At 39.4% G+C, this 14582-nt stretch carries 15 protein-coding genes; 8 read left to right on the top strand and 7 right to left on the bottom strand.

Annotation, left to right across the window (positions count from 1 at the left end; translation table 11 throughout):
• Window positions 1-100: 100 nt before the first annotated feature.
• A complete protein-coding gene (locus tag U859_RS0129590) occupies window positions 101-490 on the bottom strand; it encodes a winged helix-turn-helix transcriptional regulator (RefSeq protein WP_025146823.1) in 390 nt (129 codons plus the stop codon).
• 90 nt (window positions 491-580) lie between these two features.
• Here U859_RS0129590 and U859_RS0129585 point away from each other — a divergent pair, with 90 nt between their 5' ends.
• Window positions 581-1321 carry an SDR family NAD(P)-dependent oxidoreductase gene (locus U859_RS0129585; protein WP_025146822.1) on the top strand — a complete coding sequence of 247 codons (741 nt, stop codon included), beginning with the start codon at window positions 581-583 and terminating at the stop codon, window positions 1319-1321.
• A 159-nt stretch (window positions 1322-1480) separates the two neighbouring features.
• On the opposite strand, the gene U859_RS0129580 is transcribed toward U859_RS0129585, so the two are convergent.
• The 5 genes from U859_RS0129580 to U859_RS32750 form a co-directional block, all read right to left on the bottom strand.
• Window positions 1481-3064: an FAD-dependent monooxygenase gene (locus tag U859_RS0129580; RefSeq protein ID WP_025146821.1), complete on the bottom strand. Its 1584-nt coding sequence runs from the start codon at window positions 3062-3064 to the stop codon at window positions 1481-1483.
• A 456-nt stretch (window positions 3065-3520) separates the two neighbouring features.
• On the bottom strand, window positions 3521-3970 hold the full coding sequence (locus tag U859_RS0129575; protein ID WP_025146820.1) for a GyrI-like domain-containing protein: 450 nt from the start codon (window positions 3968-3970) through the stop codon (window positions 3521-3523).
• Between the two features lie 79 nt (window positions 3971-4049).
• Window positions 4050-4889 carry a helix-turn-helix domain-containing protein gene (locus tag U859_RS0129570; protein ID WP_029986293.1) on the bottom strand — a complete coding sequence of 280 codons (840 nt, stop codon included), beginning with the start codon at window positions 4887-4889 and terminating at the stop codon, window positions 4050-4052.
• A gap of 10 nt (window positions 4890-4899) precedes the next feature.
• Window positions 4900-5391 carry a cupin domain-containing protein gene (locus U859_RS0129565; protein WP_025146818.1) on the bottom strand — a complete coding sequence of 164 codons (492 nt, stop codon included), beginning with the start codon at window positions 5389-5391 and terminating at the stop codon, window positions 4900-4902.
• A 237-nt stretch (window positions 5392-5628) separates the two neighbouring features.
• Window positions 5629-5805 carry a helix-turn-helix domain-containing protein gene (locus U859_RS32750; protein ID WP_410477237.1) on the bottom strand — a complete coding sequence of 59 codons (177 nt, stop codon included), beginning with the start codon at window positions 5803-5805 and terminating at the stop codon, window positions 5629-5631.
• 336 nt (window positions 5806-6141) lie between these two features.
• Here U859_RS32750 and U859_RS0129555 point away from each other — a divergent pair, with 336 nt between their 5' ends.
• The 3 genes from U859_RS0129555 to U859_RS0129545 are packed head-to-tail and all read left to right on the top strand — an operon-like array spanning window position 6142 to window position 10071.
• Entirely contained in the window at window positions 6142-6546 is a 405-nt protein-coding gene (locus U859_RS0129555; RefSeq protein WP_025146816.1) for a hypothetical protein, read from the top strand.
• Window positions 6547-6605: 59 nt separating this feature from the next.
• Window positions 6606-7367: a GLPGLI family protein gene (locus tag U859_RS0129550; protein ID WP_025146815.1), complete on the top strand. Its 762-nt coding sequence runs from the start codon at window positions 6606-6608 to the stop codon at window positions 7365-7367.
• Window positions 7336-10071 (top strand): TonB-dependent receptor, encoded by a 2736-nt coding sequence (locus U859_RS0129545; RefSeq protein WP_162800091.1) that lies wholly within the window; start codon window positions 7336-7338, stop codon window positions 10069-10071. Before U859_RS0129550 ends, U859_RS0129545 begins: the two co-directional genes overlap by 32 nt.
• Before the next feature lie 65 nt (window positions 10072-10136).
• Here the strand turns inward: U859_RS0129545 and U859_RS0129540 are convergent, their stop codons facing one another.
• Complete coding sequence (locus U859_RS0129540; RefSeq protein ID WP_025146813.1) at window positions 10137-10388, bottom strand: hypothetical protein; 252 nt, start codon at window positions 10386-10388, stop codon at window positions 10137-10139.
• Window positions 10389-10887: 499 nt separating this feature from the next.
• Here U859_RS0129540 and U859_RS0129535 point away from each other — a divergent pair, with 499 nt between their 5' ends.
• From U859_RS0129535 to U859_RS0129520, 4 genes are all read left to right on the top strand, one after another.
• Complete coding sequence (locus U859_RS0129535) at window positions 10888-11763, top strand: alpha/beta fold hydrolase (protein ID WP_025146812.1); 876 nt, start codon at window positions 10888-10890, stop codon at window positions 11761-11763.
• A 91-nt stretch (window positions 11764-11854) separates the two neighbouring features.
• Window positions 11855-12826: an aldo/keto reductase gene (locus tag U859_RS0129530; protein WP_025146811.1), complete on the top strand. Its 972-nt coding sequence runs from the start codon at window positions 11855-11857 to the stop codon at window positions 12824-12826.
• On the top strand, window positions 12827-13660 hold the full coding sequence (locus U859_RS0129525; RefSeq protein WP_025146810.1) for a helix-turn-helix domain-containing protein: 834 nt from the start codon (window positions 12827-12829) through the stop codon (window positions 13658-13660).
• A 398-nt stretch (window positions 13661-14058) separates the two neighbouring features.
• On the top strand, window positions 14059-14436 hold the full coding sequence (locus tag U859_RS0129520; RefSeq protein ID WP_025146809.1) for a hypothetical protein: 378 nt from the start codon (window positions 14059-14061) through the stop codon (window positions 14434-14436).
• Window positions 14437-14582: the final 146 nt, after the last annotated feature.

Raw genomic sequence — 14582 nt, 5'->3', positions numbered from 1 at the left:
GGTATAATTAAGCCATCAAAGCCAGGTATTTATTTGAAAGCCGTTGTTAAAGGTAGTAAAATGCAATATTTTATATTAGCCCGGTCATCAATTAAATGAGCTAATCGATAGTTGTTTCAGCCAGTTCTTTCTGGCTTTGGTTGATGTGATTACGATACATGTTCCCCCAATCAGACATGGTGCTGAGCATGGTTTTCATGGTGCGGCCCAAATCGGTTAACTGATATTCTACCCTCGGCGGTACTTCAGGGAAAACCATGCGGGTAATGATCTGGTCTTTCTCCAATTCTCTTAATTGTGCTACCAGCATGCGTTCCGATATTCCTTCAATATCCTTTTTAAGTTCACCATAGCGCATGGTGCCGTAAGATAGGCGGCACAATATGGCGGGCTTCCATCTTCCGCCAATTACCGCAAGTGACGACGACATGCCACAACTGTCGATCATCTTTTTTTCGTTCAATGCATTGGTTGATGTTTCTTTTCTCATTTCTAACTTTTTTGTTAGTACCTAACAATTTGTTGCTTACTCCCAAATGTACAGCATCTGTTTTAATTTAGCAGAAAATTTAGAAATCAGATGAAAAAATTAACAGATAAAATAGCCCTGGTAACCGGAGGAAGCAGGGGTATAGGTGCCGCAATTGTGAAAAAACTGGCTGCCGAAGGTGCAAAAGTTGTATTTACTTATGCCAGTTCGCCCGAAAAGGCGCAGGCAGTTGTAGCCGATGTTGAAGCAGCTGGCGGTGCAGCCCTTGCTTTAAAAGCCAATAGTGCCGTACCTGCTGAAGTAACCGCAGCAGTAGCCAAAACCATTGCCGATTTTGGCCGTATTGATATCCTGATCAACAACGCTGGGATCTACATCGGTAAGGCTTTCGAAGAGCATACGCTTGAAGATTATAACAACATTATGGCTATTAACGTTCAAGCGGTTTTTGTAGCGGCTTTGGCTGCGGTAAAAGGCATGCCAGAAGGTGGCCGGATTATTACTATCGGTAGTAATATGGGCGATAACGCTGTTGGACCTGAAACCACCTTATATACCATGAGCAAATCGGCACTCCAAGGTTTTACCCGTGGTTTGGCCCGCGACCTGGGTGCGCGTAAGATAACAGTAAACCTGGTTCAGCCTGGACCAACCAATACGGATATGAACCCGGCAGATGCACCTTTGGCAGATTTCTTAAGAACACGTATGGCATTGCCGGAATATGGTACGGTAGAGGATATCGCAGCTTTTGTAAATTTTATAGCAAGTGATGAAGCTAAATACATTACCGGTTCGTTTTTAACCATTGATGGTGGATTGAACGCTTAAGTTAATAGAAGTTAGGGACTGAAGAGAAAAGTCGTCATTACGAGGAGGAACGACAGCCAACCCCGGCTTTTCGGGGAAGCAATTTTAATGCGCACGCTAGTAGCGATCGTTTTAAGATTGCTTCGTACCTCGCAATGACGATTCCTCGGAACTTAGGAATTAAAACGATCCCTTTACCGAAACGGATATTTGTTCGCTCGACACAAACCATTTATCTGCTTCTTCCTGAAGTTTATTATAATCTGCTTCACTTTCCGAAACCCAGGCAACAATACCATCGGGGCGTATCAACAGTGCGTTTAAGCCCAAACTGTTTTTTACATTTCCAGAAGTGTACTTTAACTGATCGTACTTTGCAGCAAAATTCTTAAGTGTGGCATTGTTCTCAAAATCAAGCAAAATACCTTTACCATCGTGCATCAAATCGCCAATGGTATTACCGTTTTCAAATTCGAAATTGGGCACGCTATAACCTAATAAGGGATGATGATCGCCAAGATCATAATGTGTAGAAATGCCCCAAACCCTTTCAGCCATATAGGTGGCGCCATCACGGGTGTTCATTAAGTCGCTTACAATGGCATGCAGTGCCTTGGCCTGTGGCGTAGGTTTCATAATTTCTACCTGTGCCCGCGACCAATCTAGCACCTTTATGCCGATGGGATGTCTTTCAGTACAATAACTATCGAGCAAACCTTCAGGTGCTGTGTTATTAATGGTGGCGGCAAGTTTCCAGCCCAGGTTCATGGCATCGCCCAGGCCGAGGTTTAAGCCTTGGCCGCCCAAAGGTGCGTGAATGTGCGCCGCATCGCCAGCTAAAAGTACACGCCCGTTACGGTAGGTAGTGGCCTGCCTTGCCCTATCGGTCCAGGTGGTGGCAATATGTAACTTGGTAAGGGTTACGTCAGTTCCTGAAACACGGCGCAATACTTCTTGTACATGTTCGAGCGTAATGGGTTGCTCCGAACCATGAAAAGCACCACCATCAAAATCCTGTATGGCCATATAACCCGGTTGCGATTGCATATACATGCCTTTTTCGGTTACATTACGGCCGGGGCGGAGTTTTTCGGGATCTAAAATATCCACTTTGGCGGTATAACCGGTAAATTCCGGCTCGGTACCGGCAAATTCGAAACCACCAACTTTACGCACTGCGCTGCGGGCACCATCGCAACCCACCAACCATTTGGCAGTAAAAGTTTCACCACCCGATTGAACGGTTACGTCATCAGCATGTTGATCGAAGTGACTAATGGCATCACCACGTTTAATGGTTACGCCCAAAGTTTCGGCACGGCGCGAAAGTATGTTTTCCAGTTCAGCCATTTCAGAGATCAAACTGGTTTCAGTGGAGCTGGGCAAACGGTATTTCCATTGTGACCTGTCGATATTGCCTTCTAAAAATGGAATGCCGGCAAAATGGCCCGCTTGTCTTTGTGCACCTTGTTTATGAGTTTGATGCTGATGTGGATTTTTTAGCTGTTTGTGTATTTCGAGTTCATGGAACATCCCACGACGGTAAAGTGCCTCAATAGAAGGTGCTGAAAGTCCGCGGATACCAAAAGGAAGTTGTTTTAGCACGGAGTGTGGGTCTGTTGCTTTTTCGAGGATCAATACTGAGCATTTTGCTAAGGTCAGTTCGCAGGCGAGAAATAGCCCCACAGGTCCTGCACCGGATATGATAACATCGTAATTGGTATTATTTTGTGCGGAATTTCCGCTTTTAATTGTCGTATTCATAATTGAAATGATTATGATACAAAATTCAGCAATGAAGCTAAGTTAGGCTTGTATAAACACGACAATCTTTGTGTAACTCGATTTGAAACATTAATTGATAATCCTCATTGAAACGAAAATGATGAAATTTATTACCTTGAAAAATAAATTAACTTTGAAATCTCCCTTCCCTAATCTACATTAAATCATGAGGATTATGAAACCTTCCTGCTATGGGCAGCACAGAATCATGAAAGTCATTAAACATTACTGCCATTAGTTTTATGGTAAATCATATGGCATTTTGGATGTTGAGCTTTAATGATCTTCAATGTCTTATATGGTTTATAAACTTGGATGATAGTGTATAGATTTCTCGGCTGCGTTGCACTCCACTCGAAATGACGTAACTTGAGGGAAGATATATAAATTAATTGCTGTTATTTATGCAGTAAATTAAAACTCGAAATAACGGATCTATTTTATTGCTATAAAAATCTCCACCTCTGCATTTTCACCATCCTGCGATTTCTCTCCATAAATTTCCAGATCGTAAGTATATTTTCTGTTCAGTTCGACATCGCGATTCCAGATATCCATCCATGTATTTACCACGGCATTGGGCATTGCTCCCTTTGCGGTGAACTTTTGGAAATTTTCAGCCTCAAATTCACGGCCGATCATTCCATCAGGAATTTGATCAAGTGCAGAAACCGGAACACCAATAATGGTGGTGTAAGCATCAGTATAATTGCTTACATAATCCGTATAAATGGTAATGATATCATTGGAAACCTTGTTTGGGATTTTGTCGAAAATGCCTTCTGTGTAAAATTGCGACCAGAGTTTGCCTAAATCTTCTGCTGATTGATTGTTTTGGTTGGTGGTGCGGGTAGCAATACCAATAATTTTGAAAGCCTTTGTCATAAAACAGGTGTTGGTTTTAGATATTTATCCAGGCCAAAATTAATAAGGAATTGCACTATCTTTTATGAAACAGGCGTTTTTATTTTTTATCCGTTTTGGCAAAGGCAAGTACATCACGAGCGGCAGCTTGTTTGCCTTTTTTGGCGTTGCGGGCAAATGCAGCAGGAGTAGTGCCGCTATAGCGTTTAAATTCCCTGCTGAGGTGCGGTTGATCGGTATAGCCCATCTCATGAGCTAAACCAGTCAGGTTCACATCAGGCTCAGTCCATAAGCGGTTACGCACCTGTTCAAAGCGCATCAGGCCCGATACATCTTTAACGGTATAACCAGATGATTGCTTAAAGTTTCTTTCAAGTGTACGTACTGTGGCATGGGCCGCTTCGGCTACCTGTCTTACAGGAAGATTGCCTTTTGCTTTCTGCATGGCAATACCTGCTTTATGCAACATGCTATCGGTAGCAACACCCGAACGTGCATCAAGGAAATATTGTTTTACTTCTGCAATTGCTTCTTCTATGTTACCTGCACTAATTAATTGATTCAGATTGGTTTGTAGTTTTGCGATGGGATGTTCGAATACCTGTACACCCGATTTACCAGCAGGTAAACCCAGCAGATCAAAAACTGTCCAGGGGAAACACCTGATGCCAATAATTTCCAATTGGCCATTGGTGTAAAAATGAACCGGCTGGTTGAGCAGACCCATCATAAAAGGGGAAGGTAAAGGTTGCAGGTTCGCACCTTGTTCCATAGAGATATTCCCAAAATAAAAGATAATCTCTGCATAACCATCGGGAATCACCTCATAGCTGGATGGAGTTTCACCAGATATTCTTTTGTTATACCAAAAACACTTGATGGTATCCCGAAGGTCTTCGGGAGCATCAAATTCCTGGTGCAACATGTTAAGTGGTGGCATAATAAAAGGTTTATCCCAAAAAGTTTGGCGGATATGTTTTTTGATTGTATTTCAGGTCCATTTCTTTTAAAAATGCCTTTCGCTCCTCTGTTAACTCAGGAACTGCGGGCATTTCGCCCGGATGAACAGGGATACCTATTTCCTGAAAGAGGTTTTCGAGGCCGGCCGGCACTACGGTACAGAGCAAACGTGCATTTTTTTCGGAGGTATTCTTAAAACAATGGATCGCTCCACCAAGAGGGATGTTTACAAAGCCATCTTTTGTAACGGTTTGTTTGCCCGCTTCTGTTTTAAATTCAACTTCCCCCTCTAATATATGGAACATCTCTTGCGTATCGGGGTGGGCATGTGGTGGTGGGCCACCTCCCGGCGGAACCGTCATTTCAATAACGGCGTAATTGCCATTGGTCTGCTCACCAGAGATGATGATCCGGTAATTACCTCCTGCTATACCTAATAACTCGCCTTCGTTTTCGTTGATGATACTGATGTTGGATTCCATATTATGTTTAATGTCCACTGAATACCTTTTTTGTAAATTTCAACTGATGCATGGTGTTATAAATAATACTTCTTCACCATGTTTAAAGGTATGAAATGTTTGATTAACATAAATGAAATCAATATTGGACTGAGTCTTTTTAAGACAATTTGAACATCAAAAATAAATCGATTTATTCTTTAACTGGCCATTAATGATAATTTTATCATAACGGTTTATCAGCATACAACCATAGCGCTAATGTTCAAGTAATTGGGAAATAGACATTTCAAGGATTTCTGCAATCCGGAAAACTCGTCCGAGAGGAACATTTTGAATATCACGCTCATTCTTAGAATATACATTTTGAGATATACCTAATAATTTGGCCATGTTTTCTTGGCTAAAGCCATATTCCGATCTGCGTGCACGCATCCTTTTACTTATCAAAGTAAACTTTTTATTATTATGATCCATAAGCAACTAAATAAAAAAATATTGCAGTTAGGGATCATCGCAACATTGTTTGTAATACAATAATATGTAATAGTTTTCATTTAAACAATCTGAAATATTACGTATAAATACAGTAAAGGAACAACTACAATTAACATGGTTACTCATATTAAACATATAAAGGATATTTTAAGCTTCTCGCCTATAATTTAAACATATAGTGGTTAGGGATTTTCGTTATCATGCAGTATTTTACATTGCGTAAGTATATAATAACAAATAAATTCTTTAACTATAGACTAACAACAAAACAACATGAAAAAATTTTTTTTAGCGCTTCCATTTATTTTTAGCCTGCCAGCTGTGGCCGCTGTGACTTTAGAAAGTCCAATTTTGACCAAAGGGACTGATTGTACAATGAGCTATACCAGTTCGGCAACTTCTTTTTTAATTTGTGCAAATGGAGAAAGAATGAGCACCACAGTTACCATTACAAGTACCGCTACAGCCGGAGATTGTGAAACAGCAAAGACTATAGCAGCAGTAATATCCAGCTTAAAAGCAGATGCGGTTTCTAAACAGGCAATGCCAATTATGGCCGCAGCTTGTGATCCTAAACCACATGGAGAAGAGTTGCCTGTAATATTACTAGGTGGTGATGAGCCTGCAATTCCAGGTGATGATGCTCCAATTCCTGTGCCTGTACCAGTGCAGCCATAATTACCAAATCATTTAAGATTGAGGATCAAATTTTAAACACCAGAATAAGTTAGTTTATAATGAAAATAATATTTATCGTTATAGCGGCAGTGCTGCTACCTTTTTATTCAATCTCTCAAACATTCGAAGCTCAATATAAGGTAAGCGAAGATATATATGCTAATTTAGGTAATGGAGAGTTAAAAAAAGCACTCACTCTGGATTATACTGGTTACTTTTATCGCAAAGGTGGCCGGTATATTTACTTTGAAAAGCCCAATTACCTTAACACTTATCCTAGCGGGAAGTTTGAGTTTAATACATCGGAATATAGTGTTTTTGGAATTTCTCTTGCAATGGATACGCTTCAGAGCTTGAGTTCCCGAGATATGGACAGTCTTATTTTCAGGATGAGACCCCATATGAGTGGAAAAGGGCAGGTTAGCTATAATTATATGCAGAAATTTGATAGCAACTTTTTCCAATGGGATTTATTTCCCGAAACAAAAATTGTAAATGGGCTTAAATGCCAAAAGGCAACACTTACCCTCAGGGGGAAGCCTCAATGGTCTGTATGGTTCACTTCGGATATACCGATGCAGGCAGGAATTGATGCAATAATGGGATTGCCTGGTTTGGTTGTTGAAGCAGACTGTATTCCACTAAAAAAACATTATTCCTTAGTGAAGTATTCCGCAAATACGCCAATTGCCGATAAGGTATTCTGGCCTGCAGAATTTAACCAACGCTTCGAGAAACTTAGTGATATGAAAGCTGCAGTACCATCAGGCCCGGTAAAAAAAACGAAGCTTGAACAACAGACTGAACTATCCAACCAGTAATATTTTGCGTTCCTGTTTAACAATTGCCTTTCTCTTTTTTGTATTGTTTGCATACGGCCAGCAATCAACAATACGCGTAGTTGGAGAAATATTAGATAAAGAGGGGATAGGCGTCATAAATTGTTCAGTAAAGATTTCGGGTACTAATGGTATTGTACTTAACTATTTTAGTACAGGAGATAAAAATTCATTTAATGCCAATGTTGGCATTTCGGGAATAGACTCTGTCGAAATTACAGTTTCTAATATAGCTTACGCTAATTTTCAGATACGCAAGTCTCTTGCTGGTAATAATGGGGTGTTGAAGCTTGACATTACCATGTCACCCAAATCAAATCAGTTGAATGCTGTGGATATAAAAGCTCCGGCGATTTGGACAAGAGGGGATACGACATTCTATCAAACTGATGCATTTAAGGATGGCGACGAAAAAAAATTAAAAGATATTATCGTTAAGGTTCCCAATTTTGAAATTGATGATAAGGGATTGCTTCTTTATAAAAAAAGGCCAGTAGATAAAATAACCATTGATGGGCAGGAGTTATTTACCGATAAGCTTGATCTTATCCTCAATAATTTCCCAACTCATGTGCTGAGCACTATACAGGCTATAGAAAACCAGAGCCAGAACCGTTTGTTAAAGGGGATTGGTGGTGAACAAAAGATTTTTGTAAACCTCGGCCTCAAAAAGAATGCGAAATTAAAGGCCGCTTTTGGTGATGGTGAAGTTGGTTTAGGAAGTCAATGGCGTTATAATTTTAATCCCGTTATTTTCTCCCTATACGGAAAACTGAAAATGGGACTTATTGCGAATTGGAATGCTATTGGAAACGGTGTAACATTCCAACTGGAGAACGAGCTTAAGAATGTTCCTGAACGTACGGTTTCCGGAATATTAATGCAAACTAATCAGTTGGCACTGATTAATAATTTCGATAACAGCAGGTACATCAAGAACCGTCAATGGGATAACAGATTGCAGATCAATTCATCTTACAATAAGAAGCTGACTAGCCAGACTGAAATCGCTTACATCTTAGATCGCCAAAACCAGCAAACATTTTACAATTCTTCTATTTACGATGGCGAGCAATATAGAAGTAGGATTGCCTCAAATCATAATCAGTACACCCCTAAAATTATTAATGTTAGGCAATTATACACATGGGCGCCGGATAGCCTCAGTGAGCTTAAATTTGAGCTTAAATTTTATAAAGATATGTCATCTGGTGTACAAGAATCCAGCTACCAGGGCTTTGGCATTAAAAGTGGCTTGCGAAAGCATACAACAGCAGATTGGAACAGCTACACCGTAAAGGCAGATTATACGCATAGGCTATCACCAAACAGCGCTAATGTATGGCAGTTACAGTATAATAGCGAAAATATAGCGCAGCAAAGTGTAGGCGTTTCAGGAGACTTTGCATTTAACTTTATTGCTCCTGATTCAGATTATACATTTTTAAAAAACCAGTATGGCCTGAAGTACGATCAGTTGCTAACAAGCTGGAGGCATCTGAAAAAATTAAAGAGTGGAGAGTTACTTAGCTTAGGCATTTATTATGGCTATTCACATCTCCCTTTAACGAACAGTACTACACTTTCCAATGAACAGGAAAATGTACCCCCAGTATATCCATTAAATTCACTGAGACAATATAATGAGCTTTCGCAACATAGGTTTGGCATTAGCATAAATAAAAGTTTTAAATTTATATTGAAGCAGTCTTTTACTGCTAGTATGGATTTGGGTTGGGTAAATAGCTCCACAAGAAATCAACAAGATAGTATTTCCTTTAGTACGCCAACCTTAAATATCAATTTGGTTCAGTCACACAAGCTTTTGAAAATCTTTACAGGGAGATTAGAAGCTTCTTTTATCCAATCGCCGTTACAACCAGAGGATTTTTATCAAGAGTATTTTCCATCTTCTCTCACTTCATTTCAGAAGAATGTGAACATAAATAAGTCTGTTAAAAGAATCAACTTCAATTATGGCCTCGCATGGAGATGGTCGGGAGATTTGAGCTTTGGCTCATTTTATGGATATGCATCCCGACAGGTAGGCAATAATCTCATAACAAACAGGTATGTTGGATTAATTTCTTATTCCATTGACAGTATGAGTAATAGAGGAATAAATACCATCGGGGTTTTACTAGACAGCCAAATACCTTCTCTTTTACTCGGTGCACTCATCAACATTGGGGCAGGATACCACCAATACACAACACTCCTTGTGTCAAAAGGAAATGTTAATGTTATCGACAATAGTTTTTTATCGTTCGATTTTTCTATCAAAAAGAACTGGAATAAAAAATACTTTATTAAACTAAACTCTAGCTTAATCGGCTACGGATCTAGACTGCCTGGTAACATCAGTGGTTCAGCAAATAGTAAGGTAGCATATATATTGTATAGGTTTAATCAACGTTTCGTTTTCAATGAACAACTAAACTTAGCGGCTAATCTAAATTTTTATCAAAATGATTTTTTTGGTGTTAGTAATGAAAACATCTTGCTATGCGACCTTGAAGGGAACTACAAGTTTGGGAAACATCCTATTTTCCTAACTTTAAAAGTTGATAATATAACAAATGAAAAAACGTATTTTCGTTTTAATCGGGGTAATCAATCGCAGAGCTTTGATGCGATTCCTTTAATTAAAAGAAATGTTTTTATAAGTTTGCGGTATAATTTCTAGTAGGTAAGCATATAGTAAAGAATCGATTGAGGATCAATTTGCTTTTCTAATCAATGCTACGTTTTCTATCTCAAATTTCTTTCTTTTAAAAGATCTTCCAATTCCTGATTATTATATTTCGAGCTATTAATCAGTTTGTAGGCAAAAAATAAAGGAATAAGTGTCAGAAATCCGAAACTGCTTTTCATTACACTATAAAATATCACACCAATCAGAAATCCTATGATTGCAGCATTCATAATCTTCGCTGATTTCATTTTTTTGGCTTCCTGCAGTAATTCTTCATTTGTTAATTGCGCTAATTCTTTTTGGTTCATTTGTCCGGGTTTTTGAAAATAATGGATTTGTCAATATCCAAATATATGCAATAGCCACTTTACTAAAAACCGTAAATGGTGTTTAATGATTTGAACAGGCTGATTGATCTTAACTTAATCAGGAAAGAAAAAAAGCCCATCTATTGATGAGCCTGGTGGAAATTATGATTTGTCAATGCTTTTCCGGATTCTGCTTAACGACGACTGGGTGATGCCGATAAAAGAGGCGAGGTAAGATAGCGGGATCCTGTTGGCCAGGGAGGGGAAATTGGTCAGGAATTTTAAGTAACGTTCTTTTGCATCGCTAGACAAAGGTCAGCGAACGCGTCAAAATAACATTTGTCATTTGCCAAAAAGTGAATGCTTGTTTTGTAGAAGAATTGGTGAATTTTTAATGTCGCAATTTGCCGCTAAAGTTGTCGTTTTTACGCCGTCTCAAATCCTGAAATGAACGTCATATTTGTATGGTCAATACAGATCAAAAAAACTAAATCGCCTGATGAAAAATTTATTCAAAACGGGAAATTCCCTTAAATCAATACTGGTTATGGTAATCATGTTATTTGCTACAGCTCAATCAAAAGGGCAACAGCTTAAACCTGCACAGAGTGGTTATGCACCTGTTAAGGATACTAAAGTTTATTATGAAGTGTATGGTGAGGGCAAACCGCTTGTATTATTGCACGGTGCTTTTATGACCATTGAAACGAACTGGGGACAATTAATACCTGAACTATCTAAAACAAGAAAAGTAATTGCCATTGAATTGCAGGGACACGGACACACACCATATTCAGACCGAAAATTAAACCTGACTACCCTGGCAAGTGATGTGGAAGCTGTAATGAATTATTTAAAAATAGATAGTGCTGATGTTGCAGGATATAGCATGGGTGGTTCTGTGGCTTATCAACTGATTGTACAAAGCCCTAAGCGGGTAAAAAAATTAGTGATCATTTCTTCTACTTATAAAACAAGTGGCTGGATGCCTGCCGTTAGCAATGCGTTTAAAGGAATGAAACCTGAATTTTTGGAGAATACACCAATGAAAACGGCATATGACGCCATAGCACCCGACAAAACCAAATGGACTTCGTTTTTAACCCAGATGATTGATTTTATTAAGGTACCATTCGACATGGGAGATGCCAATATTGCGAAAATTACTTCGCCGGTATTGCTTATTGCAGGCGACAATGATGGCCTGGATAAAACAGAGCTGATTAAAACCTACCAGCTGTTGGGCGGCGCTGTATTTGCTGATATGGGCAAGATGCCAAAATCGCAATTGGCCGTTGTGCCTGCGCAGGGGCATGTAAGCCTGATGATGCAGTCCAAAACCATATTGGGTTATCTGGATGGCTTTTTAAAGTAAAAAACGATATCAGTTAATGTTGAGCCGTACAGACAAAATATTTGAGCCGTAGAAGAAAGTCCTGACTGTTTGGATTGCTCATCTTTGTATCATGGAAAACATCACAAAAATTCAGTTAGGCCAAAATGGCCCGCTCGTATCTAAACTTGGTTTAGGCTGTATGCGCATGTCGTCTGTTTGGGGCAGTCCTACACCCAACGAAACGGAAAGCATTGCGACCATCCACGAAGCCTTAGATAACGGCATTAATTTTTTAAACACAGGCGACTTTTATGGTGCCGGTCATAACGAAATGCTCATTGGCAAAGCCATTAAAGACAGGAGGGATGATGCCTTCATCAGCGTAAAATTCGGAGCCATCTTCCACAACGGTCAGTGGCTGGGATTGGATCTTCGGCCCATCGCCATCAAGAATTTTATCAATTACTCGCTCACCCGTTTGGGTATCGAAACCATTGATCTTTACCAGCCTAGTCGCATGGATGGAAGTGTACCGGTAGAAGACATCATCGGAACCGTTGCCGACCTGATTCAAGAAGGTAAAGTACGTCACATCGGTGTATCCGAAATTACGGCCGATCAGCTTCGTCAGGCCAATAGCATTCACCCGATAAGCGCACTGGAGATTGGTTATTCGCTGGCCGATCGACAAATAGAAAATGATCTTTTGCCAGTCGCAAAAGAATTGGGCATTGCCGTAGTGGCCTTCGCCAATACTGCTGAAGGTTTATTAACCGGCGAAATGAAAGCCCCGCTTGCAGCAAATGATTACCATAACCATTTCTCCCGTTTTCAGGGCGAAAACCTCATTCACAACCTCGAAAAAGTAGAAGTATTAAAGCAATTGGCCCATAATAAAGGCTGTACACCTACGCAGGTGGCCATTGCCTGGGTAAAAGAGCAAGGCGATCATATTATGCCATTGGTAAGTATGAGCCGTAGATCGCGTCTGCCTGAAAATATGAAAGCGCTCGATATTGTGTTTACGCCCGAAGAAATGAACACTTTAAATACTACTTTTGCAATAGGTGCTATACGTGGTGGCACTTATTTACAACGCTAAATGACCAGTCCAGCAGAAATTCTCCCCGGTGTAATCTTTTATTCTTACCTCTCTACTGAGCGTAAAGAGAAAGTGTGTTTCTGGAACCACCATACCCTGGTGTTGCAGGTTTCGGGACAGTTTATCTTAGAAACCTCCGGACAAAACGTTTCGATGACCGGAGGAGAATTGTTGTTGATTGGCAAAAACCAACTGGGTACGCTCACCAAAACACCGCTACCCGGAGGAAACTATGAAACCATCGTAATATCCCTGCAAGAAGACCTTTTGCGCAAGATTGTATTGGAAGAAAAACTCGAAGCAGACCGGAAATATATTGGTCCGCCGAATATTTTGATTCCTTCAAACGAATTTTTGCAGGGATATTTTCAATCGATTATTCCATACGCCCGAAGCTCGGGTGCGAGCATGACAGACGAAATGGGCATTTTAAAAGTGAAAGAAGGCATTAAATTACTGTTATTGGCCATGCCTTCACTGCGTAACTTTCTGTTCGACTTTTCAGAACCTTATAAAATCGATCTGGAAAAGTTTATGCTCAGCAACTTCCATTTCAACGTTCCTATTGAAAAATTTGCGCAGCTCACCGGTCGTAGCCTGGCGGGTTTTAAACGCGATTTCCTGAAAACATTCGGTGCGCCACCCCGTCATTGGTTGCAGGATAAACGACTGACTGAAGCTAAACACCTTATCGAAACCAAACATCAAAAGCCTTCTTCCATTTATCTCGACCTGGGCTTCGAAAGCCTGTCGCATTTCTCCCATTCTTTTAAGAAAAAGTTCGGCATGGCACCGACTACGTTAAATGACGGACTTTCTTCCAAGCCTCACTAGTGTAAGTTTCTATAGAAGCTCTTTTCTTCAAAGCATTTTAGTAATTCATAGAGAAAGTATGCCCATTTATGGAGTTAATGTTGCTTTCTGCATAATAATAAACTTTTAGTTACACAATCAAATATATTTGTTATTGTAGTGGTTATGTAAATATAGCTAGTATAAAAGGTCTGTCCCGCCTAATAATATTGACCCATTCCTTGGCTTATTACAAATGTAAACTATACTAATTCTCTTTACAGCTATGGGATGATCTTCGCTTTTGTATCTTGCTAAAAATCAACATCTTGCTTAATACGCCAAGACCTTTTGGTCAAGTGCTAAGGAAAATGCCCGGAGTTGATGTAAATATTAAAAAGGGAATATTTGGAAAAGGTGCTTGTAATTAATAAACTGATATGAAAAACTTGAATATTAGATTGCTTTTAATAATTATGATATTATTAAGTTTCTTTTCTGGATTTCCACTCAATGGAGGCTGGAATTTGGTATATCGATTTGAATTCCAGGGTTATCCGGAAATAATAAAAAGCTATCCAATAGTGTATAGAGACGTTTTTTTTTGGGGAATAATTGTTTTATCCCATATTGGAATTGTACTGCTTCCTTTTGTTGTTGAACAAAAATATTTCAAAAAAATGCTTTTGTGTTGCCCTTTGACCTACTTACTTGGTTATATCGTTTTGGTTACTCCATATTTTATTATTTTAATTCCATTTATGATTATTTGGATTGTTACGATGTCTGTAACAAAAAAGCGAATGCTAAGAGAATGAAAAATCAGGCATAAGATTATACCACAAATGTAAATATAGCAAGAGTGGAAGTATTGGGATATTTAAGTTTGAATAGTTGCGGATTTTGGATCAAATTAAAGTTATGAAACATATCGAAGTTACCCACTTTATCTGGCAAATCTTGG

Source organism: Pedobacter jeongneungensis, from assembly GCF_000633455.1.
GTDB classification, from domain to species: domain Bacteria; phylum Bacteroidota; class Bacteroidia; order Sphingobacteriales; family Sphingobacteriaceae; genus Pedobacter; species Pedobacter jeongneungensis_A.
The sequence above is the reverse complement of the archived record's forward strand: the minus strand, read 5'-3'. Positions and strand labels throughout refer to the sequence as shown.